Annotated in this window: 18 protein-coding genes and 1 other annotated feature; of the genes, 7 read left to right on the forward strand and 11 right to left on the reverse strand. The window is 46.7% G+C overall.

All coding sequences use genetic code 11. The annotated features are described in order from the left end of the window. The first annotated feature begins 97 nt into the window (after nucleotides 1–97). From GJ688_RS07520 to GJ688_RS07540, 5 genes are read left to right on the forward strand one after another with little or no spacing between them, the layout of a single operon-like run. The gene (locus GJ688_RS07520) at nucleotides 98–1,249 is read left to right on the forward strand and encodes a radical SAM protein (RefSeq protein WP_155475933.1); all 1,152 of its coding nucleotides are present in this window, start codon (nucleotides 98–100) and stop codon (nucleotides 1,247–1,249) included. Nucleotides 1,250–1,264: 15 nt separating this feature from the next. Next, nucleotides 1,265–1,519, forward strand: a complete 255-nt coding sequence (locus tag GJ688_RS07525; protein WP_155475934.1) for a hypothetical protein — start codon at nucleotides 1,265–1,267, stop codon at nucleotides 1,517–1,519. Between the two features lie 18 nt (nucleotides 1,520–1,537). Beyond that, nucleotides 1,538–3,313: an Hsp70 family protein gene (locus GJ688_RS07530; protein ID WP_155475935.1), complete on the forward strand. Its 1,776-nt coding sequence runs from the start codon at nucleotides 1,538–1,540 to the stop codon at nucleotides 3,311–3,313. Nucleotides 3,314–3,337: 24 nt separating this feature from the next. Next, entirely contained in the window at nucleotides 3,338–5,923 is a 2,586-nt protein-coding gene (locus tag GJ688_RS21300) for an ATP-binding protein (RefSeq protein ID WP_155475936.1), read from the forward strand. Next, a complete protein-coding gene (locus tag GJ688_RS07540) occupies nucleotides 5,920–6,552 on the forward strand; it encodes a hypothetical protein (RefSeq protein ID WP_170291776.1) in 633 nt (210 codons plus the stop codon). The genes GJ688_RS21300 and GJ688_RS07540 overlap by 4 nt, the downstream gene beginning before the upstream one ends. Before the next feature lie 98 nt (nucleotides 6,553–6,650). Here the strand turns inward: GJ688_RS07540 and GJ688_RS07545 are convergent, their stop codons facing one another. The 7 genes from GJ688_RS07545 to GJ688_RS07575 all read right to left on the reverse strand — a co-directional run bounded on the left by GJ688_RS07545 (nucleotide 6,651) and on the right by GJ688_RS07575 (nucleotide 15,584). Then, a complete protein-coding gene (locus GJ688_RS07545) occupies nucleotides 6,651–8,033 on the reverse strand; it encodes a hypothetical protein (protein WP_155475938.1) in 1,383 nt (460 codons plus the stop codon). A 336-nt stretch (nucleotides 8,034–8,369) separates the two neighbouring features. Further along, a complete protein-coding gene (locus tag GJ688_RS07550) occupies nucleotides 8,370–9,146 on the reverse strand; it encodes a DUF1287 domain-containing protein (protein WP_235910835.1) in 777 nt (258 codons plus the stop codon). Between the two features lie 135 nt (nucleotides 9,147–9,281). Beyond that, nucleotides 9,282–9,731 carry a hypothetical protein gene (locus tag GJ688_RS07555; protein ID WP_155475939.1) on the reverse strand — a complete coding sequence of 150 codons (450 nt, stop codon included), beginning with the start codon at nucleotides 9,729–9,731 and terminating at the stop codon, nucleotides 9,282–9,284. A 141-nt stretch (nucleotides 9,732–9,872) separates the two neighbouring features. Next, the gene (locus GJ688_RS07560) at nucleotides 9,873–10,466 is read right to left on the reverse strand and encodes a TatD family nuclease-associated radical SAM protein (protein WP_170291777.1); all 594 of its coding nucleotides are present in this window, start codon (nucleotides 10,464–10,466) and stop codon (nucleotides 9,873–9,875) included. A gap of 372 nt (nucleotides 10,467–10,838) precedes the next feature. Beyond that, nucleotides 10,839–10,933 (reverse strand) — a sequence feature (23S ribosomal RNA rRNA prediction is too short). Between the two features lie 144 nt (nucleotides 10,934–11,077). Then, nucleotides 11,078–11,368, reverse strand: a complete 291-nt coding sequence (locus tag GJ688_RS07565) for a RyR domain-containing protein (RefSeq protein ID WP_155475940.1) — start codon at nucleotides 11,366–11,368, stop codon at nucleotides 11,078–11,080. 90 nt (nucleotides 11,369–11,458) lie between these two features. Continuing rightward, nucleotides 11,459–13,234: a hypothetical protein gene (locus tag GJ688_RS07570; RefSeq protein WP_155475941.1), complete on the reverse strand. Its 1,776-nt coding sequence runs from the start codon at nucleotides 13,232–13,234 to the stop codon at nucleotides 11,459–11,461. A 118-nt stretch (nucleotides 13,235–13,352) separates the two neighbouring features. Beyond that, nucleotides 13,353–15,584: a TIR domain-containing protein gene (locus GJ688_RS07575; RefSeq protein WP_170291778.1), complete on the reverse strand. Its 2,232-nt coding sequence runs from the start codon at nucleotides 15,582–15,584 to the stop codon at nucleotides 13,353–13,355. 159 nt (nucleotides 15,585–15,743) lie between these two features. Here GJ688_RS07575 and GJ688_RS07580 point away from each other — a divergent pair, with 159 nt between their 5' ends. Next, on the forward strand, nucleotides 15,744–16,691 hold the full coding sequence (locus GJ688_RS07580) for a M48 family metalloprotease (protein WP_207708772.1): 948 nt from the start codon (nucleotides 15,744–15,746) through the stop codon (nucleotides 16,689–16,691). Nucleotides 16,692–16,811: 120 nt separating this feature from the next. On the opposite strand, the gene GJ688_RS07585 is transcribed toward GJ688_RS07580, so the two are convergent. The 4 genes from GJ688_RS07585 to GJ688_RS21305 all read right to left on the reverse strand — a co-directional run bounded on the left by GJ688_RS07585 (nucleotide 16,812) and on the right by GJ688_RS21305 (nucleotide 21,285). Beyond that, nucleotides 16,812–17,270, reverse strand: coding sequence for a zinc ribbon domain-containing protein (locus tag GJ688_RS07585; protein WP_155475944.1), 459 nt, complete (start codon nucleotides 17,268–17,270; stop codon nucleotides 16,812–16,814). A 211-nt stretch (nucleotides 17,271–17,481) separates the two neighbouring features. Continuing rightward, nucleotides 17,482–18,606, reverse strand: coding sequence for a hypothetical protein (locus GJ688_RS07590; RefSeq protein ID WP_155475945.1), 1,125 nt, complete (start codon nucleotides 18,604–18,606; stop codon nucleotides 17,482–17,484). A 21-nt stretch (nucleotides 18,607–18,627) separates the two neighbouring features. Beyond that, nucleotides 18,628–19,284 carry a tetratricopeptide repeat protein gene (locus tag GJ688_RS07595; RefSeq protein WP_155475946.1) on the reverse strand — a complete coding sequence of 219 codons (657 nt, stop codon included), beginning with the start codon at nucleotides 19,282–19,284 and terminating at the stop codon, nucleotides 18,628–18,630. A gap of 15 nt (nucleotides 19,285–19,299) precedes the next feature. After that, a complete protein-coding gene (locus tag GJ688_RS21305; protein WP_155475947.1) occupies nucleotides 19,300–21,285 on the reverse strand; it encodes a tetratricopeptide repeat protein in 1,986 nt (661 codons plus the stop codon). Nucleotides 21,286–21,822: 537 nt separating this feature from the next. Here GJ688_RS21305 and GJ688_RS07605 point away from each other — a divergent pair. Further along, nucleotides 21,823–22,077 (forward strand): hypothetical protein, encoded by a 255-nt coding sequence (locus GJ688_RS07605; RefSeq protein ID WP_155475948.1) that lies wholly within the window; start codon nucleotides 21,823–21,825, stop codon nucleotides 22,075–22,077. Nucleotides 22,078–22,091 lie beyond the last annotated feature (14 nt).

Here is a 22,091-nt window from a genome sequence, read left to right on the forward strand (position 1 = left end):
AATATATCGTAAAAGTATGTCGAAAAAACAGGAAATTTTTGAGTTAGATCGAACATTCGAAATATAGGAAAAGACTTTGCAAAGGAGGACACCCCCTTTGAAAAAAGAGCATTTATATTTCCAGGACAAAGAATGCGGACATCCAAATCATCTCCGTCGCACCAGAGGTTTAGTGATCACCTACCAGTGCAACCTCGACTGTCTCTATTGTTATGTGTCGAACAAGTCTGATAAACAAATGCCTTTAGACGTAGCCAAACAAGCGATTGCAGACAGCTTTGTAGACAGATCGGGGAATTCCTTTCAAGAAGTGGAGATTGACTTTTTAGGCGCTGAACCCTTATGTGCTTTTGATAAGATAAAAGAGATCGCCCACTGGATGTGGAACCAGCCATGGCCGAAACCCTATATCCTCTTTGCCACAACCAATGGAACCCTGCTCAATGAGGAAATGAAAGACTGGTTTCGTACCCACCGAGAACGGTTTGTCCTCGGACTCAGCTACGATGGAGACGAAGAGACCCAAAACGTAAACCGCTCTGATTCATCCACACAAATCGATCTCGACTTTTTCCAAAAAAACTGGCCCCAACAACCGATTAAAATGACCATTTCCGAAAAAACCGTCCATCGGCTTGCCGATGGAATTATTTTTCTGCAAGAAAAAGGTTTTAATATTCACGCCAACCCAGCGAACGGCACAAATCCCTGGAGTGAGGCAAGTATCGCTGAATATAGCCGGCAGTTGGCCAAACTCATCGATTACTACCTAGACCATCCCGAAGTACCTCCTGTTTCCTTGTTGGATGTGGACTTGAAAACACTCTTGACTTCCCGATCGAGTTTTGAGAACAAGTACTGCGGTGCCGGGGTCGCTTTTGACGTCGTCGATGTGGACGGCAAAGAATACCCCTGCCATCTCTTTTCACCGTTAGTCTTGTCGAAATCGAAAATCTATGCCTTGCGGTCACTCAACTTCCATGCCAAAGAACCCTTCATCGATCCAAAATGCAAGAACTGTGTCTTAGAAAACATTTGCCCCACCTGTTATGGCATGAATTATCGTTCCACATCCAATCCGGCACTGCGAGAAGTGACCTTATGCAAATTATATATGTTGCAAATCCTCGCCAATTGTAAGTTACAAGCAAAAATGTTGGCAAGAAAACAAAGCTTGTCCGCGGAGGATAAAGAGATCGCTTACGTGATTCAAACCATCTATCAGTTACTGAACAAAAAAACAATGTAAAAGAGGGGATCGTTGATGATAGAAAAGTCCGATATCCTTAAAGAATCTTTAGAGTTGGGCCATGAAGGAGCCGATGTGAAGCCCGATGCCCTTGAGCCCTTATCCCTGTCAAAAGAAGAGTTGGCCAACATCAAGGAGATCGCCGGAGAACATACCCCCCAAATCCATGAAACCCATTCGATCTCTTTTGGTTGCTCCTGTGGCGGAAGCTGTTACCTCGTCTGCCGCAACAGTTGTGCCTCAGCATGCTTATCCTCATACAGTCACTGAAGAAAGCGGGGAATCGACGTGGCCAAATACATCCGTTATATCGGCATCGATTTCGGTACAAACAACACCGTACTATGCTGGCGATTGTACAATACAGAAACCAAAGAATGGGGACAAATCCATACCTTGAATGAAGGCACCTCCTCTACCATCCCGTCCTTAATCTATGTCTCCGGAAATGGTGAACCTCTCTTCGGCGAAAAAGTGGCCTCTCGGATCAGTTACTACAAAAGTATGGGGGACAAGGGGACCTTATATAACCGCTTCAAGATGGACATCCCCAGTGAAGACGAGAAAAAGCGGAAAGCCGCCTTCGATGCATCCGTAACTTTTTTGAAGTATCTTTACGATCGTTATAAACAGCAACCGATCGATGCTCTTCCCAAAGAGGTAAAACCGTCCGATATTGAAGAGCAAACCTATGTGAGTTACCCCACCCGTTGGCCTCAGTTTGCCCGGCGCCTTACGGAAGAGGCAGTGTCAGCGGCTGGATTCAAAAATGTCAATATCGATCATAAATGTACCGAAGAGCCTTATGCAGCCTTTCGGTATCTCCTGTTGCATTCGAATGAACAAGTCTCTCAGCTTGAAGCGAAAGGCATCCTCATCCATGGAAGACCGGTCTTTGTGCTCGTGGTCGATATGGGGGCAGGCACGACGGACGTGTCCTTAATTCGATTCGTACCGGGAGACGCCGAGGATAAGCGAAACGAAGTCCTGTTAAACTACCCATCGCCATCGAATGATGCTGAAGCCAAAAAATGGACCTTCGGCGGTGGCGATATCGACAACGCCTTAATGGATTTGTTGAAAAACTTCCTCGTCAGCGACGCCAAAGAAGTGTTGAGCTCCTACGCGGAATGGTCGGAGGAACCTGTAGACAAGCTTTTGCAAGATCTGCTCTACCCTTTGAACATTCGAAGTTGGAAAGAAGAGAGCGTCAACTCGGTCCTGTCCGACAACAAAACCTGCACCACCTTCCCCAGCTCGTTTCATGGAATGCTAGCCAAAAAACTCCCTCCCTTGCGCCTTGACCGCACGACCTATGCCAAATACTGCGGCGATGGAATGAACCGCTTTTGCCATATCGTCAACGGTGCCGTCCAAAAAGCCATGGAACTCAAGCAGATCCCCAATGCCGAAGCCATCGATCTCGTCGTATTGACCGGCGGTCATAGCAAGAGTTGGTTTGTTCGCGATTTGCTTTGTGGCAAAACCCTCCCGGGCACATCGACGACGATCGAACTGCCGAAGATCAAAAGAGAGCCAAACCGGATCATGCAGTGGAAGATCCCAGAGGAAACCGTCGCCCGTGGCCTTTGCACCTTATTGGAGTCGAAACCTTTTCGCCACCGCCTCACCCATTCCGTTTGGATTCGGGTCCAAGAAAAGTATTATGAACAATTCAAAGTGTCCAACTGCTCTGGCTGGAAGTGCCTCATCGATCACCGGGCAAGCGATATCATCCTTCCCGTGAAAAAGACAGCAACCCTCAATTTCACCGTCGAAAATCATCCCAAATACGATAACCTGCACTTTAATGTGGAGGTAGCCGTTGGCGAAACCCTCGATGAAGCCGTGAAAAAATCTTACCTCGCCGTCGTAGACCAATCGGTCGTGGCCAACCTCGTTGTCGACGTCATGTTACTAGGTACACGATGGTTGACGGATATCAGCGCCGACTACAGGATGGACAATACGATTCTGATCAAAGAAGACCTGTCCATCGACTGGAATTATGAACTGTCAGGCTATGGCGAACATGGCAATGGGAAAATCGAGTTGAAACCCTAATGTGCAGATGGGCGGTGAACGATAGTGAAAATTTCAAAGCAAAGCAGTCAAGAGTTCAAAAAGCTGAGCCGGCCGATTGAAAAAAACTATGAACTACATATCCTTCCGGAAGAATCACAATGGAAAAACATCGTCAACTATGTGCTTGAACGGGCCTATTTGCAAGAACTCTCGTCGACAGAACAGTTTCCCGACGAAGCTGCCTTTGAGCAGAACCGGCAATTTTCTTGGATGCAAATCATTCGCATCCCTACATCCCCTTCTGACGCACCCCATCCGTCCATTCAAGCACAATGGCAAAGTGTACTCAGTGCCTGCCACTGCTGGGGGAGCCGCTTTGTCTTTTTGCTGATTCGTCTGCAGGGAAAAACCTACCTTTGTCTAGGAAGCTGCAACTTAACAGGCAAGCTTTCCACCGAAGACGCGATACAGCAGCTCTGCCAAGCCGTTACCAGCCAGTTGGCAGGTTGTGAGATCAAGAAAATGAGCGAAGCAGAAGTCTATCGTACGATCGTAAGGCCGCTCGGCCGTTTCCCTGTTTTAGGCTGCGTTACTGGGATTCCATCCAAACGAAAAAATGTCTATGATTCTGATTTTGTTCAAACCTTAGATAAAGTTGCCTTCGGCCTGCGGGAACAAGATTTCGAAACGGACTACGCCGTCGCCATAATCGCCGACCCGGTAAACGACGCGGAAATTGCCGAGATCATCGCCAACTATCGCGATTTTAGTTCCTCCGTCCATCAATGGGTCAAGCGAACGTCCACGACCAGCCAAGGCCAAGCCAAAGGGGAAAGCGTCAATGTCGGCGCATCGATCGGCTCCGGTAATCTCATTCCCGTCGATGTCAATGCCAGCGTAGGCTATGCCCGCTACAACGTCGATATCAACTCCCAATCGGTGGGCACCGAACTGGTCGATAAGATGGCCAAATATACAGAAGAACTAGTCGATAAACACATTCAGCGGTTGCAGCAAGGCCGTAATCTCGGTTTCTGGAATGTGAGCGTCCATGTTCATGGCAACGACTACGCCACTACCCAAACCATCCTTGGGCTGCTCCGTTCCATATACTCCGGCGATGAATCCTATATTGAACCGATTCGGTTACACATCCTCCCCCCCGGCACAGGAGCGGCCACCTATGCCAAAGCATTCAGCCATATTCCCCTGTCGAGCACGTTAAATCGACCCAAAAGCTCCTCCTGGGAAAATCCGCTCGGCCGCATCCTCGGCATGGCTTCCACCCCGATGAATACAGAAGAACTGTCCATCGCCTCCAGCCTTCCACGCAAAGACGTTCCGGGCCTTCGCTTCGTCCGCAATGCCGTACGTTTTGCCACCAATCCGCCCATGCTCAAAGATAAAAACGCACCAACCATGAAGCTCGGCCGGATTATGGACACAGGCATCCGCCTATCGAGCCAATATACCTTCAACATCCATTCACTCACACGGCATGCCTTTGTCACCGGCATCACCGGCAGCGGGAAATCGACTACCTGCCAGCAGATCCTCCGCGAAGTCGTCACATCGACAGAGGCACCCGTGTTCATTCTCGAACCGGCGAAAGAGGAATATGTCAAGTGGGCACATGAAATGAATGAATCGTTGCCTCCGGAAAAGCAATTTTTCATTTATATGCCCGGAAACTTCGTCGATTCCAACCATTATAAAAAACTGCGGCTCAACCCTTTTGCCCCTGCCGTGGAAAAAGGGGCGACTGCCGATCATTATGGTCGCTGCGAACGACTATCGACGATCTTCTCCACCAGTCTACCCATGGATGGAATTCTCCCTTACATTTTTGAAGAAGCCCTTTTTGAAACGATGCGGATCGCCTTAGCCGATGAAAGGTGCCCCGACCACGGCGTATGCCCCAGCTTACAGGAATATCCCACCCTTGAGGAAGTTCGAGAGATTGCCCTTTGCTTGCTTGCCACGCGAGGATATACGAGCGATTTTACAGACCAGTTGAAAGCAGCCATCACGACGCGGATTAACGCACTACAGCGGGGCTTTAAAAAAGACCTCTTCGGCTGCACAGCATCGACGCCCCCGACCGAACTCTTTGGCCGAAATGTGGTCATCAATTTGAGTCGACTCGCCAATGAAAAAGATCGGGCTTTGGTCATGTCTTTATTGTTAACGAACCTGTTTGAATACAGAAATGCGAAATATCAGCATGATTCGGCCTATCGCAGTAAAGCGAATGAAGGTGAATTATGTCATCTAGCGGTCATTGAAGAAGCCCACAGGATTCTGAGAAATCCCCAGATGGATTTCAATAATACCGGAAATCCCCAGTCGGCCTTAGCCTCTCTTTTCAGCGAAATGTTGACGGAAATGCGCAGTTATGGGCAAGGCGTGATGGTCGTCGACCAAGTCCCGTCCGATCTCATTCCGAACGTCATGAAAAATACCAATTTAAAAATCGTCCATCGCTTAGTTTCCCGCGACGACTGTGAAGCGGTAACCGCATCGATGAGCCTCAAAGAAGAACAAAAGGATATCATTGGCCTTCTGCCGATCGGCGAAGCCATCGTCTGCGGTGCTTTCGATGATGCAGCGGCCTGGGTGGAAGTAGATGGCGGGGGGACAAGACGATGAAAAGTGGACGCGAGAAAAAGCCCTCCCTTCTTTCATCATGGTGGGATAAGGTGACAACTAAAAAAACCTTCGTTGACGAAACGGTGATGGAAGAATCGGAAGACGCTCCATCGGAAGAACTTGATACCCCGGTTTGCCAAGCTAGCGAAGCCGAAGATACAAATCCGCTCATGTCCGCCCAAGAAGAATTCCAAGCACGTCTGAGCGATTTTCGCGACTGTTACGAACAGTTATATCGGGGGGTACAAGGAGAAGAGGAACTCCTTCGCAATGCGATCGTCGAATGGTCCTATCGGATCGATAAAGAAAAATCTGGTCCCCTATCTCGATACTGGAATCAACTGGTTCAATCAGAAGGACTCGGCAGCGAACCGAACAAGTGGAATCAGTCCCCTCTGTTTATGCTGCAAAGGCTCGGCGAAACATGGTTAGCCCTCATACAAGAATGGGGCGTCCGAAGAGATTCGATCGAAAATCCTGCTCCCTTTTCGATCGACTTGCTCGATAAGTACAGCTTTTTGGGAACGGCTGAACCCAACCAGCCCGTGTATGTACTCCGTTACGCCTGGTTATTTGGGGACAGGATTATTGAAAAAGGGGAACTGTCAAGAAAAAATCAATCCTTTTGATACGGAAGTAAAAAAAACCCCGTACGACTCCAATGAGGCGGCGGGGGATTTCTCTTCATAAACGTTTCGCTAGGGTAAAACTGTACGAATCGTCATTTTCAACTGTTCTTATCCAAAAAATCAGACAGGATTTCCTTTACCAGTTGATAGTTTTCTCTTCCTGCTTGATATTCGCAAGAAGATCCCGTCATGTGATTTGCCTCAAAGTTCGGTCTATTATTATTAGTTAGGATCTGACCCTTTGCAACCATTAATTGATAAGATGATGGAATGATAAAATCATGAGCGTACGCTTTGACATTGAGTTCGCCAATTCCGTTCTGGTACTGATTAATCCTATCGGCAATCAACGGGTTAGAAATAGGCTGGCTTATCTTCTCATCCATGATCCGCTGATTAATGATTTTCTCGGCTTTGTCGTAATCGATATCAATGGACATGTTTGCTCGACTTTTTGCTAAATAAGAAAGGTTAGAGAAATCCGGTTCCGCAGGAGGAAGTGAATTCAAAGCTCGATTTAACTGATACTTAAATACGTCATGAATCACCATCGCCGCTTGCGGATGAAGTATATCTCGCAGGCTGTTATTTGTCGATAGAATCGCTCTTTGTTTTATATCCACCGGTTGATTGACACATGAAAGAACAGACAGGCCTTCGTTTAACCGTAGAATGTTAAGATCAAAAAAAGCTGTCTTCGGATCGCCTAACAATCCTCCCAGCCAATCTAACCAGTTATCAAGCATTGCAATCAGTTCTTTTGCATAATCAGGGCATAGATTTTGAAGGGTGTTTCGAATATGTTTTAGCGTGGCATACACCCATTCAAACAAATCGCCTTGTGGTCTTTTTTCATGATTAGATAGTTCCTCCGCTTCCCCGAATAGTTTAATGCTTATGCAGGACAAAAGCTCAAACAACGCTTCGGCAATATTTTCTCGATTATTCGGGTTGGCAAGAGGAGAGCCAAAGAGCGGACTGGAAATAGTGATAACAGCATCGATGACCCGTTTCTTCTTCTCCTTATTGAAAACATATTGATCGAGATAGGCCAGATATTTCGCCACCAATCCTCCTTGGCTGTAACCGACCAGTATGTTCGGAGCTGTTTTTTCAAGAATATCATAATACCCTATGAACTTGTCCGTCGCCATATAGCATCCGGTTTCCTTTTGGCTTCTTCCGTCCCAGTAATACTTGTAGTCCGGTTGTCCTTGTTTAGCGTAGAACGATTGAATCGCTTTTAACTCAGGGTATGCAGCCCCTTCTTCAAATCTTGCGCCGACACACTTGGCAATATCCGGGACAAAGTATTCCGGGCCAGGCATTAGATTATATTTGTTATCGTCGACTGGTTGCTTGTTGAAAGAAGTTCTTTCCCCAAGCGTTAATCTGTTGCCAAATGTACGATTAAAATCTTCTACATTGGCTCCAATAATATCGGCGGCTTTGTTTAAACACCAGAGGGTTGTCTTGTTCATGTTTTCCTCTCCTTTCACATCTGCCTAACATTGCTTTCCTCGATCTACATCCTTCCGTCATCTATTTGCCTTATTTGCCTTTTTGAAAAATGACAGTGTTCAAATCCCCCCTAGCTAAAACATATGGATTTTCAAGGATTGCATTCGCACTTGTTATGTCTAGTCTGCGAACGCTCTAACTATTCCTATCTTTTCCACACTATTTCTTTCTTCTCCTCCCTGTTTCAGTATATAGTTGAATAATTCATTCGTTATCTTTCGTTTAAAGCAAAGTCCCTATACCTGGAATTGGTCAACAGTGAAGCAACGTTCGAACCAAAAGAAATAGTCCCCCATTCACCCCGTTTGGGGTAACAGAGGACTATTCTTGGTATATCGAAAATGATAGTCAATCTTTGCTGGCCAAAGGACGAGGGCATTTTCTTCTCGAGGTGTCGGACCACTGTTATGGATAACCAGCGGAATCCCGTCGCTTCGGCGTCGATCGGAAACAACGCCTATATGCTCTAAAGAAGTCCCGAGCCCGAAGACAACGATGTCTCCCGGTTGCCACTCAACAAGCTTGGCAGCATCACCAGAAACTACATCGGTCGTCAACATCTGCCCGTATCGCTTAAAGAAAACAACCAGGTTAGGAACACGGCGAAAATCAATGTTCGGATCGGGACGCATAGCCACACGAGGATAAGCCCGGGGATTTTTTCGGATGTCTTCATCGACCAAAGCTTTTAGATCATAGCCGGCGTCTCGAAAAGCCCGCCAGACCACATCGGTGCAGACGCCCTCGGTATCCGGTGGATAACCACCGACGTAGTAGTTGCTTTGGTATATAGGTTTTCGGTCTACCTCACTCCGTGCGCCTGCCGCGATGTCGAGAGAATCATCAAGCCCATCCCCATCTCGATCCTGTCCTGAAAGCACTAATGATACGTCCACTTTGGGTTCAAAGGGAAGACCGGACTGGGACAATAAACCTGAGCCAAGTTCGATGATTCCCCCAAGCATTCGCCCGGCCAATTGGGGATTTGCCGTCTTTAGCCACCCTATCGCAAGGGCAAAAACGGTGAAAATGCCAATCGCCAGGACCGCAACGTGGGGCCTACCTTTTTGCATCAGCTAAACCCGTCCAATCCCAAAAAGTACTCGTTTTCGCACCCTCTCACGAGAGTACATCATCTTTTCCGATTCGATGTACAGAATGCATCTATTGTCCTAACTGAGACGGAGAAACAGGGGAGAAAGTGGTTTCTATTGCCCGATTGACACCTCACCATGTTCGACAACGAGCTTCACTCGGGTCACTAGGGATCGTTCTTTGGTATTTTTGTTTTCCCGAACGATTTCTATAGCACCCCCTGCCCGTAAAACAGCTAAAAACTCGTAAGGCCCCACACTGATGAGAGACTTTTCAGCTAAACTCAGGTTGCTTACTCCTTGCCAATCGATACTTCCATCAGGACGAATTACCGTAGCCCCCTCGGCTTTCCACTGGTCATACTGGGCTTGCCACTTTTCTGTAACTAACCGAACAAGTTCGTCCCGACTGACGTTTGCAGCCGTGTCGGCCATAGTCCCAGCCACCGATTGGGCTTGATTCACTACATCTTTGGCTTGATTGATCGCCGTTTGCTTATCAACGGTGCCACAACCGGCCAGCAGTATCCCTGTGAGTGTGATGGTGGTGATTAATTTACGCATACATAAGACTCCTTTAACTTCTGGTTGGGCGACTAGCTCTAGCACTTTCCCTATGTCAAGATAAGAATTAGCTTTCGATAATCTGGTATTAAAGATACCGCAGAAGGAGATATAGTGCAATCGCTTCCGACCTGGACACGTTTAACCCCCAAAATGCCTAACTCGAAATTCGACGCCGATTTGCTGTGCCAACTCCCGACAAGCTTCGATGTCTTTCACAGATATGACATCGACGACGGATAACACAACACGAGGAATGTGCTTTTTGCATTTGGCCGCAAAGTCCAAAACCGCTGGGAAGGCTTTTTCTCCATAAACCGGTTTGCATAACTCTTGGTACTCTTTCGCGTTTTTTGCGTTTAAACTGATAGATATGATGTCTATCCATCCTTCTAATAAGGGCGTTATGTCCGATTTAAAAATCAGGATTCCGTGACCGTTTGTGTTGACTCGGATCGGGAGGTTATATCTTTCTTTGAGTTTCTTAGATATCTCAATAAGATCATACAGGCGAATCGTCGGTTCACCATACCCACAAAATACGATTTCACGGCATTGGGAGAGATCTCTTTTCTCGATGTCATCGAGAACTTCTTTCACAGTCGGTTCCCGCTCCAGCCATAGGTTGTATTCACCTAGACCAGCCGGGCTGTTTCGAACGCAAAAGTTACAATCACAAGTACAGCGGTTAGTTATATTCAGATATAAGGAGTTATCGATTGTATATGTAATCACCGTCTATGATCCCTCTCTCACATTAGATCTTCGTACTCATCGTATGGAATACCTAGTTTTGTCCCATCGTGCTAAGTCAAAGAGACCAGTTTTTCACTATTGTAACACACAGAGTATCACCTTATTGTCCAATATGTAACTGTAAGCATGTAACATCGCCTAATCAAAAACAAAGCACCAACGACATGCACGTCATTGGTGCTTTACGATATCCCTCAAAACTACACAGAGAGGAAAATTTGATTTGATTCCGCTACGGACGTCTCCCGGGTTGTACCGGCGCTAAAGCGCCGACGCCTAAGGTCGCCCAGTCCCGCTGCATCAAATCATTTTTTCTGGACAAAAGTTTTGCGCATGGTTAAGGTAAAGTCCTCGACCGATTCGTACCCGTCGACTGAACGCCTCACGGCGTGTACATCTCGGGCCGATCGACCAGGTCATCTTCCAGGGGTCTTACCTCTTTCGAGGAACCTCGCGATGAATACCCTTTCCCTTGGCTAACGGTTGGTACAGCCAACCTCCGTTCTGGACTTTCACCCTAGAGTTATTGCCCATTCCAAGCGCACCAAAAAAGAGCCGCCAGGTTTTACACCTGACGGCTACTCTTTAAATCATTCGTCAACTTTTACAATCCGATATCCAAGCGCTACAATCGCCTTCAACGTCTGCATCGCCGCATTTCGATCATAGTCTTTTTCCGACTCTGGTAATTCTTCGTATGCAATTAGACAGGGATGAAGTTTCTTTTGGTCGTCACGCTGTTCACCGTATTGCCAGCCATCCTTGAACCGCTGTGTGGCCCAAACATCATGGGCATGTTTTGACAGCAACTCGGTTAATTTCAGGATTTCATTCGTCAGTTGTACTTTCGACGTGTCCATCGGCTTTGGAATATAAGTCATCTTTTTTCTCCTTACTACGGAATTTATCGACAGTCAACTACTATTTTTATTATAACACAACTTTAGCATTATCGTTATCCAACGTCTACGTTACGCCCGGCGGACTTGTAGAGGCCGAGCCCGGTGCAGGTGAACCCAGTCACCGTTTTCAGCCAAGGCTTCTTTCCCTAGTTCTAGGACGAGTCCTTGAGCCGCTGAATAATCGGAGGCGACTAGACAACGGCTCATTTCTGTGGCGGCCCGCTGAAAGATTTCACTCATTACCTCGTACTGCTTGGACTGATCTGAGAGTGCTGATTTTTCCGCGTAGCCCTCAAATGTAGCCGCGATGGCCGGAGTAAACCCCATGAATACGATCAGCAAGTGATGTAGATCGACTCCAAAGGCATGTTTGAAGTCTTCATATAAGTGATGCATATAGGGGTCGAGTGCAACAACGATGACCGATAAAGCGAGGCCGCCTACAAAAAAAATCTCAATCCACCGATCGAACCCTTCCAATTTATGACGATCCCGCTTTGACGCTTTTTCAAAGAAATTGCATTGGTTCTGGATCCAATGGGTATTCAGTAATTCAAGTAATTTTCTCTCTTTCGATGTAGAAAGGGCATCCCTCTCCATCGTCATCTGCTGGTTGCCATCAGCGCACCCGGCAGCAATGTTGGCGAATCGAATGGCATTTCGAAGCCAAAGCAGTTCGTTTCGCTGTTTTCGAAGGTAGTGGTCAGCCACTTCATTGTCTAAACCTGCCAGATGCCAGAAAAACTGAATCCGCAATCCCTCCGCGAGGGCACGATAATCCAGATGTTTGTTCTGGTAGTTTTTCGAGTTAGCCCGACGGTAGATAAGATAGGCGATAAAAAGTGTGAGTGGGTATAGTCCCAGCATAAGCCGGGATTCCAGGAACATATGAGCATACAACTCAAAAAATAAAACGGCGGCTAAACCAAGAGCGAACAACTGTCCAATGGCACTACGGCGAATATCAGCAAAATGGATAGCCATCATATCGGATAAGGCGTAGTGATCTAACAATGATCGTGCCCTATCGGTTAGGACACTCTCCTCTTTGCCAGGCCAGAGCCATTCGCGACTTTGGCAGATGGCTTCGCTTTTTTTGGGGATTAGTTCTACGGCATCTGCGTTATACGCCTCGATCTGTTCAAATATCCGTCGTTCCGAATTCGCCGACGCTGCTCCTTTCTTCCCATCGCCGGGAAAAAGAGTAACCAACTGAAAAGGCTTCCCTTTAGGGGTTGGATTGCTATCCCGAGGCGTAACGATGTGGTACACCATCCCTGTATCAATAGGATCGAGCAAGTTCCGTGGAGGGGCATATGGCTCACCGATGCCTTGGCACTTGAACCGGACGACATGAGCGGATCCTCCGATGCGTCCGTTATCTACACCATCCCAAAGAGCGATCAAGATATGGCTATGGCGAACGATGTAGGCCCCAATACGGGCGTAGCGTAGCGCGTCACTGTTCGGCTCGCCTTCCCTAACAGATAAAGGAATAGAAACAACTCTGTCCGCTTTTTTGACCAGTTCCAGATACTCGGCCCGTGACGACTCCGTGTCCGTTTCGGTAACATTGGCTTCCCCCTCTTCTAAAAGGGGGACTATTAATCGGCATCCGCAATCTAAGGCAACTTGAGCGACTAATCGGTCTGCTCCTTCCGCTAGCGGCGAAAGAAGGACAACTGGTGTATGGGGATAGCTCGATCGCAGATCATTAAAGATTTTTCGTACCTGCTCTTCCAGTGACAAACGGTCGCCATTTCGCAGGTCCCGATGACCCGTCACACCAATAACAATAGGGATCAAAGGTTCGTTCCTGTCGTAAGTGCCCGTTGCTTTAATCACTGATTGGCCTCCTTCAGTGAAACATAGGGGTAGTACAATATTTATGTACACCATTCTTTATTTCTTTGAACATTCCTTCAAAAGCAAGCCTATTTTTAGCATACTTACCTAAATAGAACTAAATCGGCTGAAAGAGGATACCTAGTCGTCCTTTTACCTCTGAAATCGTTACACTGACTATATCGAAACGGTCTATACCGGCCGAACGCAGACATTGAACATTAACCGATCGTTCTTCCGGTGTCGCTTGAATAGCCGACAACAGGTCTTCATCATTTGTAACAGCTTTGCCATCATAACCGATGATGATGTCGTTTACCCGGATGCCGCTCTTTTCCGCGATTCCACCTTCGACGAGCTCTGAAACAAAAATTCCTCCGTCCACACCCAGCGTCTCGATTTGAGCCGTAAAGAGTTCCGATGCTTTGATGTAGGGCTTAAAGTCATCGGAAACCATTTGCTCGCATCGGGACAGTGCACCTAGAGACTCATAGATACGTCCTTCTCGCCTAAGCAGATAAGCTTTTCGCAGAATCCCGTCGAACCGATCGGTAGGGCGAACTATTAAGGCATCAAAATCAATCGGTTCAGAAGGATTTTGATAGGGCATAGAGGTAATTAAGTGTTTCAATCGGGGCAAGTCGGGATGGTTTATGTTCCTAGAGACAAAAAAGTTTAGTGTCTCCAAGGCAATGCCGCCGAAATACTCGTCTTCGAAGTATTTGGTACCGCCGTCTGCCGAAAGGGTCAATAACCGTTTTACCTTCCGGTCCTTATGTTTAATAAAGATGTCTTTCGCCAAATCGAATTGGTTTGTAAAGAGGTACGCCACACCGAGATTTAAAATAGCTACATCTTCCTCTGGATTGGCGTCAAAAGCTAATTGTGCCGCATGAAGAGCCTGCGAGGGGTCTCCATCGAGCAAAAAGAAGGTTGTCGCCGAAACATACAATTGACCGATGTTTTCGTAGTCACCGATCGCCTTAAAGTTTTCTTCACTCTTGATTAGCGCTTCACGGGCCTCTGAAATATGGTCAATGGCCATATAGGCTTCACCCAATTGCCGGTACAGAATGCCGTTTAGCTGCCTAACTTGAGCTCGGACAGGAGGGTCCTCTGCATCTGCCAGCCCCCCCAAGAGATCGATGCTGTTTTGAAAGCATTCGACCGATTTATTCAACTCGTTCAGGTGAAGCCATCGTTCCCCCAAACGTTCGTAATTCGCCACCCGTTCCAATTTGGCGATTATATCGTCTTCATTACGGTCAATGAGTTGATCTAATGTCTTTATATTGGCATCCAAGATTTCGGTGACGATGGGACTTACTTGAGGAAAGCGACGTAGCCGATCAGGAATGTCAAAAGTCAACTGGTTAATCCGGTCCAAAGCTAGATTCTTTTGAAATTCTGCCCTTTCCTTCTCACTGTCAGCGATAGACTTCTGCAAAAGTGCTTCTACTTTTTGCTCGTCCGCCAGGATGCGGGAGGCCTGCTCTTTTTCTCGAGCTTCTTCAGCGGTCAACCTAGCCTCCTTTTCCTTCCCTTCTGCATCTTCAGCATGCTTACGCATAAGCATTTCCTGAAGCTTGGCCCGTTCACTCTCCGAAAGTGCTTGTTCCGCCATCATACGGGCTTCCCGCTCATTTTCTCGGGCCTTTTCCGCCTCAATCCGAAGATTGTCCGTGTATTGCCACTGCCGATAACTGTACAATCCGAAAAGCAATAAAAGGGCCATAACGGAAGCCGCAGTAATTTCCCACTGCCGGATTTGCCGCTCTCGGTGCCGCTGTTTCAAGTCGTCAAAGGTGCAACCAATAATGGGCGCTATCAGGCGAAGCTTTTCTGTCTTCAGCAGGGCCATTGATTTTCGAAAACTTGTAGCCCTAATATCGGCGGCCAGCGGTTCAATTTCTACGGAAGTACGGTTGACAGCACCATTATCGTCGATAAAGGTCCGTTCGATGTTACAAAGTTGCTTAGGAAAGGATTCTGCAGGTTCTCCCTCAATAAGCAAGGCAAGAATTTGTTTTTCCCGGCCCAATTCCATAAAGATTTGAATCTCCCTGGCGATCCAATCTGATTGGGGCGTTCGCGGGGAGCAGATAACGATCAAAAACCTGGATTGATGCAAGGCCTCCCGGATGCTGTCACTGAGGTTGTTCGTTGTGGGGAGTTCATCACGGTCTCGGAAAACCCGCTCAAGCCGTCTCGGCACCCCCTTTTCTACTAGTATTCGGGGAACTTTATACGTTTCAAGAGCGGTATGCAGCTGTTCGGCGATTCTCTTATCTGGCTGGGTGTGCCGATAACTTATGAACGCGTCATAGCGAAAATCGATGATTTCTCGCAATCCCTTCCCCTCCCCCATAAGCCCGTTAACGAATAATCAATAACCTCTTCTTTATACATATGTAACTTTATATTTATACCTATAGGAGGATATTTTTTACTTCCAGCGAATAATTCCTGCAAGATCAAGCTGGAATTTATGAAATTGGAGGGAGCGCCTGTGAAACAAAAACAGTTGGTTGGACTACGTTCGACTGAGTACGAACACCCCTTTGATCGGAACGCGCTGGAAGCACTAAGAGGAACACCTGGGTTGGAAACGATCGTAAAAAAGTTCAACCATTATGGTATCGAAAAACTTTTGAAAATCCGCTATACCGGCAGCAATATTAAGGTAGATGATCGTAACTATCCCGAACTCTATGATACGTTACGGCAAGTCTGCGCCATTATCGATCTGCCCGAAATACCCGATCTGTACATCCAGTGGGGGTACGAGATCAACGCCTTTACAGCCGGTGTGGAAAAACCGATCATCGTGCTGAATTCAAGCTGTATTGATTTTTTGTCCAAAGAAGAGTTGATGTTCATCATCGGCCACGAGGCCGGCCACATCAAGAGCCAGCATGTCCTATACCATCAAATCGCTGAGGTCTTACCAATTATGGGCGACATCATAGGCAATGCCACTCTTGGCATTGGAAGCCTAATTTCTACCGGTGCCGAGATCGCCTTGTTGAACTGGCAGCGTATGTCCGAATTTACCGCCGACCGGGCCGGCCTGCTAGCTTGCCAGGATGCCAACATAGCTACCAAAGCCATGGTCAAGCTGGCCGGTGTACCGCAAAAATATTTCAACTCTATCAATGTTGAGGAATTCATTGCTCAGGCGAAAGAGTTTGAAGGCTATGACTATGATACGCTAGACAAGATCGTCAAGCTGATGAGCACGATGTGGATGAGCCACCCCTGGACGGTCATGCGCGGCGCCGAGTTTTTCAAGTGGATCGATACGGGCGAGTATGACCGTTTACTCAGTGCTAATCGGCTAGAAAACCTTATCGGAAACAGTAATGCGAGTGGTACCGGTAAAATGGCCTGCCCGAACTGCGGCGCAACCCTGAAAGGTGTTGAAAAGTTCTGTCCCTATTGTGGGAATAAGATATAAAAATAAGCCGGTTGCTTTGTTACTGAAAGCATCCGGCTTTCTTCAGTTGTCGTTCATCGGGAACTTGACCATCTTGTGGTGCCAAAAACACTATGTATAAGAACGATTTGCTGGTGTAGATTATTCAAACCGAGTCCCACAGTTTGGGCAAAACTTCCCCTCTCTACGTTCTTCACCACAGTTTTGACAGAAACGGGTTGCCTTTTGGCCTATACCCTTTTGCAAAGCAGAGAATAGATCCTCCACTGCTTTATGGCAAAAACCTCCTCCCATAGCTTGAAAGGAAAGTAGCAGTCGAATCGACAAATTCACCTCGGAACAATTTCCCTGCGGCATCACCTTGGCATCCAACCTGTACGACGTAGTGGAATCGCTCAGTGCATTGAACATCTTTAAGGCGTTTTTGTATATTGCATAGGCCTCAATCGTACCGTTCGCTGGGTTCTTCTTCTCTATCTGCCACCACATATTCATGCCCACCAGTTGGAGTGGTGTCGTTTCGATCGTTTGGATCAATTGTTCAAAGGCTTGTTGTGGTGATTCGGGAAATTGGCGTTTCTCTTCGTAATGAGCGGACATATTAAATTCCTCCCTATTTGCTGCTATATTTTTATAGTATTTAGAACGCAGCGTACTTCTCAAGACAATCAATAGCAGAGCCAACGTCTTCCGCATAATCAACAGCTCTATCATTGACGCGCACAATTATATATCTTTCGTCAAGTCTAGCCTCTACGGTTGATTAATTGCCTCTTGAGTTTTCCCTTCGAATCGAAATGTTCTAGTTAGTTCAATGAGTTGCATTAAAATCTGATGTATTTTCATCAAAAGAAATTTGAGAAGATTTTATTTTCCAAAGTGTATTGGCATTCTCATTGATTATTTTATCTATAATCGGTTTTGCTTCCGGTATATGCCCTAATCTAGCGGGTATTTCTTGCATTAGCCGGTCGCTTGCTTCTAAAGCCATTTCTTTCTGTTGCTCAGCCACCACTCTCTCCTTTTCTGCCAACAATGCTCCCTCACATGCTCGTTTTGCTTGTATATTGGCCATACTCCTCTGTTCTTCCGCCATTAGAGCCTGCTGCACAGTCACTTGACGCTGTCTCTCTACTTCCATTGTAGCAGCTTGAGCTTCATTTTCTCGAATTATTGCCTGATCTCTAGCTTTCTCTGCCTTTTCTTTTTTCTCTACTGCTTCTAACGTCGCATTCTCTGCTTCTAACCTTTTGCCTTCGGCGTAGCGGTACTGCATAATGCTTGCCGTTCCAAAAATAAACAAGCACAAGATTGAACCTAGAGCAAGCATTGTAACGTTTTTTACGAATCTTTCTCTGTGTCTCTGCCGAAGATTATCAAAGGTACAGTTTAATAACTTAGCGAGAAGACGCAATTTCTCTTCTTTTAACATTTGCAATGATTCAGAAATGCTATTCGATTCGTTCGTAATGTTAGCAGCTAATGGCTCAGCAATTTCTAATCGTTCGTATTCCTGACCACCGATCCGCACCCAATGCCGACGATGCTCCCGAAGAAGATCAGGGAAGGATTCTTCTGGTTTTCCTTCCACAAGCAACGTCAGAATCCGGTTTGAACGACCCATTTCTCGAAATAATCGAATTTCCTCCTTCACTCGTCGATCCTTGGGGGTTGCTGGCGAGCAAACAACGATAAGAAAGTTCGCACACTTCAGTGCTTGAGAGATATCCAATGGAGCTATTTCTTTACTTTCATATCCCAAATATGCAGGCATATATACTTTCACTTTTTCCGATAAGCCTTGCTTCACCAAGGCATTGGGTACCCGGTACGAATTTAATGCGTTTACTAGATGATTTGCTATGGAAAGGTCCAGCCTTCGCTGACAACAGGTGATAACCGCATCGTATCGAAGGTCCTTTTCTTCGGAGGTCATGATTCACTCCTCCTTTAAAACCTATTGCTTGTTGAGATTATAGGTTTCTTGTAGTTTTCTCCATTTTAGAAAAGCCTTGTTTGCACTTTCTAAGTCCCCTAGTTCACGGGATATTTCTTCCGTTTTTTTCCATACAATATGTAGAAATCGTTGTGCTTCGATATTTGTGGTGTCCTTTGCCAGTTCTTCGGCAATAACTAGTTCTTTTTCGTACCATTTGCGTGCATCTAAAAACTCACCTTCAGCGTAAGTAAAATCGCCATAACTTTCGTAGAGAATGGCTAGGTCCCTTAGCGCCTTTGCATTCGTTTGGTCCTTTGCCAGTTCTTCACGTATCGCAAGAGCCTTCTCATACCACCCTCGGGCTAGCGACAGGTCCCCTTGGGCTACCGACACTTTCCCTAGGTTATTGTAACTGATTGATAAGTCCCGTTGCGCCTCTGCATTCATTTGGTCTTTTGCCAGTTCTACCGAAATCGCAAGAGCCTTCTCATACCACCCTCGGGCTCCCGATAGGTCCTCTCTGGCTACCGCCACTTCTCCTAGTCTTTCGTAACTGATCAATAAGTCCCTCTGTGCCTGCGTATTTGTCTGGTCTTTTGCCAGTTCTTCAGCAATCTCAAGAGCCTTCTCATACCATATCCGGGCTCCCCACAGGTCCCCTTGGGCTATCGCCACAACACCTATTCTTTCTTAACTGATCGATAAGTCCCGCTGTGCCTGTGTATTTGTCCGGTCTTTCGCCAGTTCTTCAGCAATCGTAAGAGCCTTCTCATACCATATCCGGGCTCCCGAAAGGTCCCCTTGGGCTATCGCCACTTCTCCTAGTCTTTCGTAACAGAGCGATAAGTACCGCTGCGCCTCTGCATTCATCCGGTCTTTCGCCAGTTCTTCAGCAATCGTAAGAGCCTTCTCATACCATATCCGGGCTCCCGACAAGTCACCTTGGGCTACCGCCACTTCTCCTATGTTATTGTAACTGATTGATAAGCCCCGTTGCGCCTCTGCATTCGTTTGGTCTTTTGCCAGTTCTTCACGTATCGCAAGAGCCTTCTCATACCATATCCGGGCTCCCGACAGGTCCCCTTGGGCTACCGACACTTCCCCTAGTCTATCGTAACTGAACGATAAATCCCGCTGCGCCTGCGCATTCGTAAGGTCTTTTGACAGTTCTTCAGTTATCGCAAGAGCCTTCTCATACCATATCCGGGCTCCCGACAGGTCCCCTTGGGCTACCGACACTTCCCCTAGTCTATCGTAACTGATCGATAAGTTCCGCTGCGCCTGCTCATTCGTCCGATCTTTCGCCAGTTCTTCAGCAATCGCAAGAGCCTTCTCAAACCATATCCGGGCTCCCGGTAGGTCCCCTTGGGTTATCGCCACGTCCCCTAGTCTTTCGTAACTGACCGATAAATCCCGCTGCGCCTGCGCATTCGTCCGATCTTTTCCCAGTTCCTCATTTATCACAAGACCCTTCTCAAATTCTGCTTTAGCCCTTACTACATCACCCAATATAATCCACGTGTCTCCCATACGCGAAAAGTTTACACTCTTTTCACGCAACACTTTCGGGTCCGATAGCTCTCTGCCTACATCCATAATCCTATCCAGCATCCCTAAGTTTCCTGCCAGCACGTCCACCAAAATCGTTTTGGTACCTGCTATGTTTTGAAGCTTATCAGGAACATCATAAGTTAAGCTACGGATAACTTGCATAGCAAGGTTTTTCTGCTCTACGCTCTGCTTGCGCCGTTCTTCGGCAAGGGCATATAGCTTTTCTGAGGTCGCCCGTTGCGACTCAGCATCCTGTTTAGCTTGCTCCGTTTCGTTTTTATATTTTTCCGCCTCTTGTTCCAGTCGACGCGCTTCTTCATAGCGTGCTTCAGACCAGCGCTGCATTTCTCCGGCTTTCTGATACTGCTCGACAGCAATCTGCTCCGCTTCTTGTGCTTCAGCTAATTTGATTGTGGCGACTCGACTTGATTCTTCTGCCTGCCTTCGTAAATCGTTGCTGTAAAAACCATAGATTGTAGCTATGGTTAAGGCTGCCGTTAGGGCTAAGCCTCTCTGCCAATACAGTCGCTGTTGGTGATAGTGCCAAAGTTCTTCCTTCTGAACACCTGCCAGTAGTGTAATTAGTTCCAACTTCTGTTCTTTCAGGTTGTTCAAAATTTGGCTCGTATCTTTTCCACGCAGGTCGGTTACAGGTAGTTTCCACTTCCCGTTAATCGACTCTTTTAAATTGCTATCGTCTTCCCGTGCCGCCGACCCTTCAAGATGATCCAATAGCGCTAATAGAGGAAGCGGGAACGAATCCCTTGGTTCTCCTTCGATAATCACCGGCAAGATACGCTGGGCTCTCCCTAACTCAATAAAAGTTTCTATCTCCCTGGCCACCCATTCCGACTCGGGGGTGCTTCGGGAGCACAATACAATGAGAAATTGCGATTGAGAAAGAGCGTACGCAATGTCATCGCTAAGGTTGCTGGAACTGGGTAGTTCTGCTAGGTCCAAAAATATCCGAGTTATCGGCCATGCTCCCTTTTTGACCAGTGCCGAAGGAACTTTGTACGTCTCCAAAAGCCGGTGCAGGCGGGCTGCGATAATCTTATCTGGAAAGCCGTGGCGGTAACTGATAAATGCATTGTAATGATAATCACTTTTAGGATTAAAAGTCACGTTTCTCCCCCCCTTTGAATTAGGAGCTTTCTCTTATCAAACTCATGTAATTTCGTAAATATCAACTTACATTAAGCTCTACGCTCGCCCTTTATTCCCTGGCGACAACTAATCTTATACCCTAATTATATCTTTATTACATTATTTCACCAACAAAACTTATTGTAACAAATCATTCTCGAGTCCTTGTGGGATATCGAGTAAAAATAATTTTTTTAACAAATTATCGTTAGCTATAGAAGGAACTTGAATGAATCTATTGAAAAATCTTATAGGTAGCATTTGTCTCTTTTTACTTCTTTGGGATTTGGGAACGGAATTTCCCCTTGAAATGCCACAAGTGCCCAATGCATATACTCTTAGTGACAGTCGATTCTTTTTAAAGCATCTGGTCTGAATGCAAAACCTATCGTCGTCCCCTCGACAGTTAGATAACAATAAAGATGAACCAATGCCACTATCGCATTAACGCAAGGCTTTCGAAGCACTGTTACCTGTTATGGTACAACTGTAATCGTTCATAAGGAGGTAATTTAAATGAGTAAACCCTGGTTTGATCCGGAAACAGGAATACTGCTTCTCGATGAGTATGTTTCCGGCACGGATTCCTTTCAAAGGATTATGAAAGACGGCACTGTTTCTGATCAGGAAATCATGGAGCAAAGTCATAAAGTCGTATCATTATTAAAAGAACTGGAGAGTCGACTTTCGCCGGAAGAAAAATTACTGGTAACCGATGCCCTTTGTGAACTTTCCGTCTTATACGTTCTTGAGCGTCACCGTACGCATTAATTTCCAAGGTTGAA

The organism is Heliobacterium mobile (genome assembly GCF_009720735.1).
GTDB lineage: Bacteria > Bacillota > Desulfitobacteriia > Heliobacteriales > Heliobacteriaceae > Heliobacterium > Heliobacterium mobile.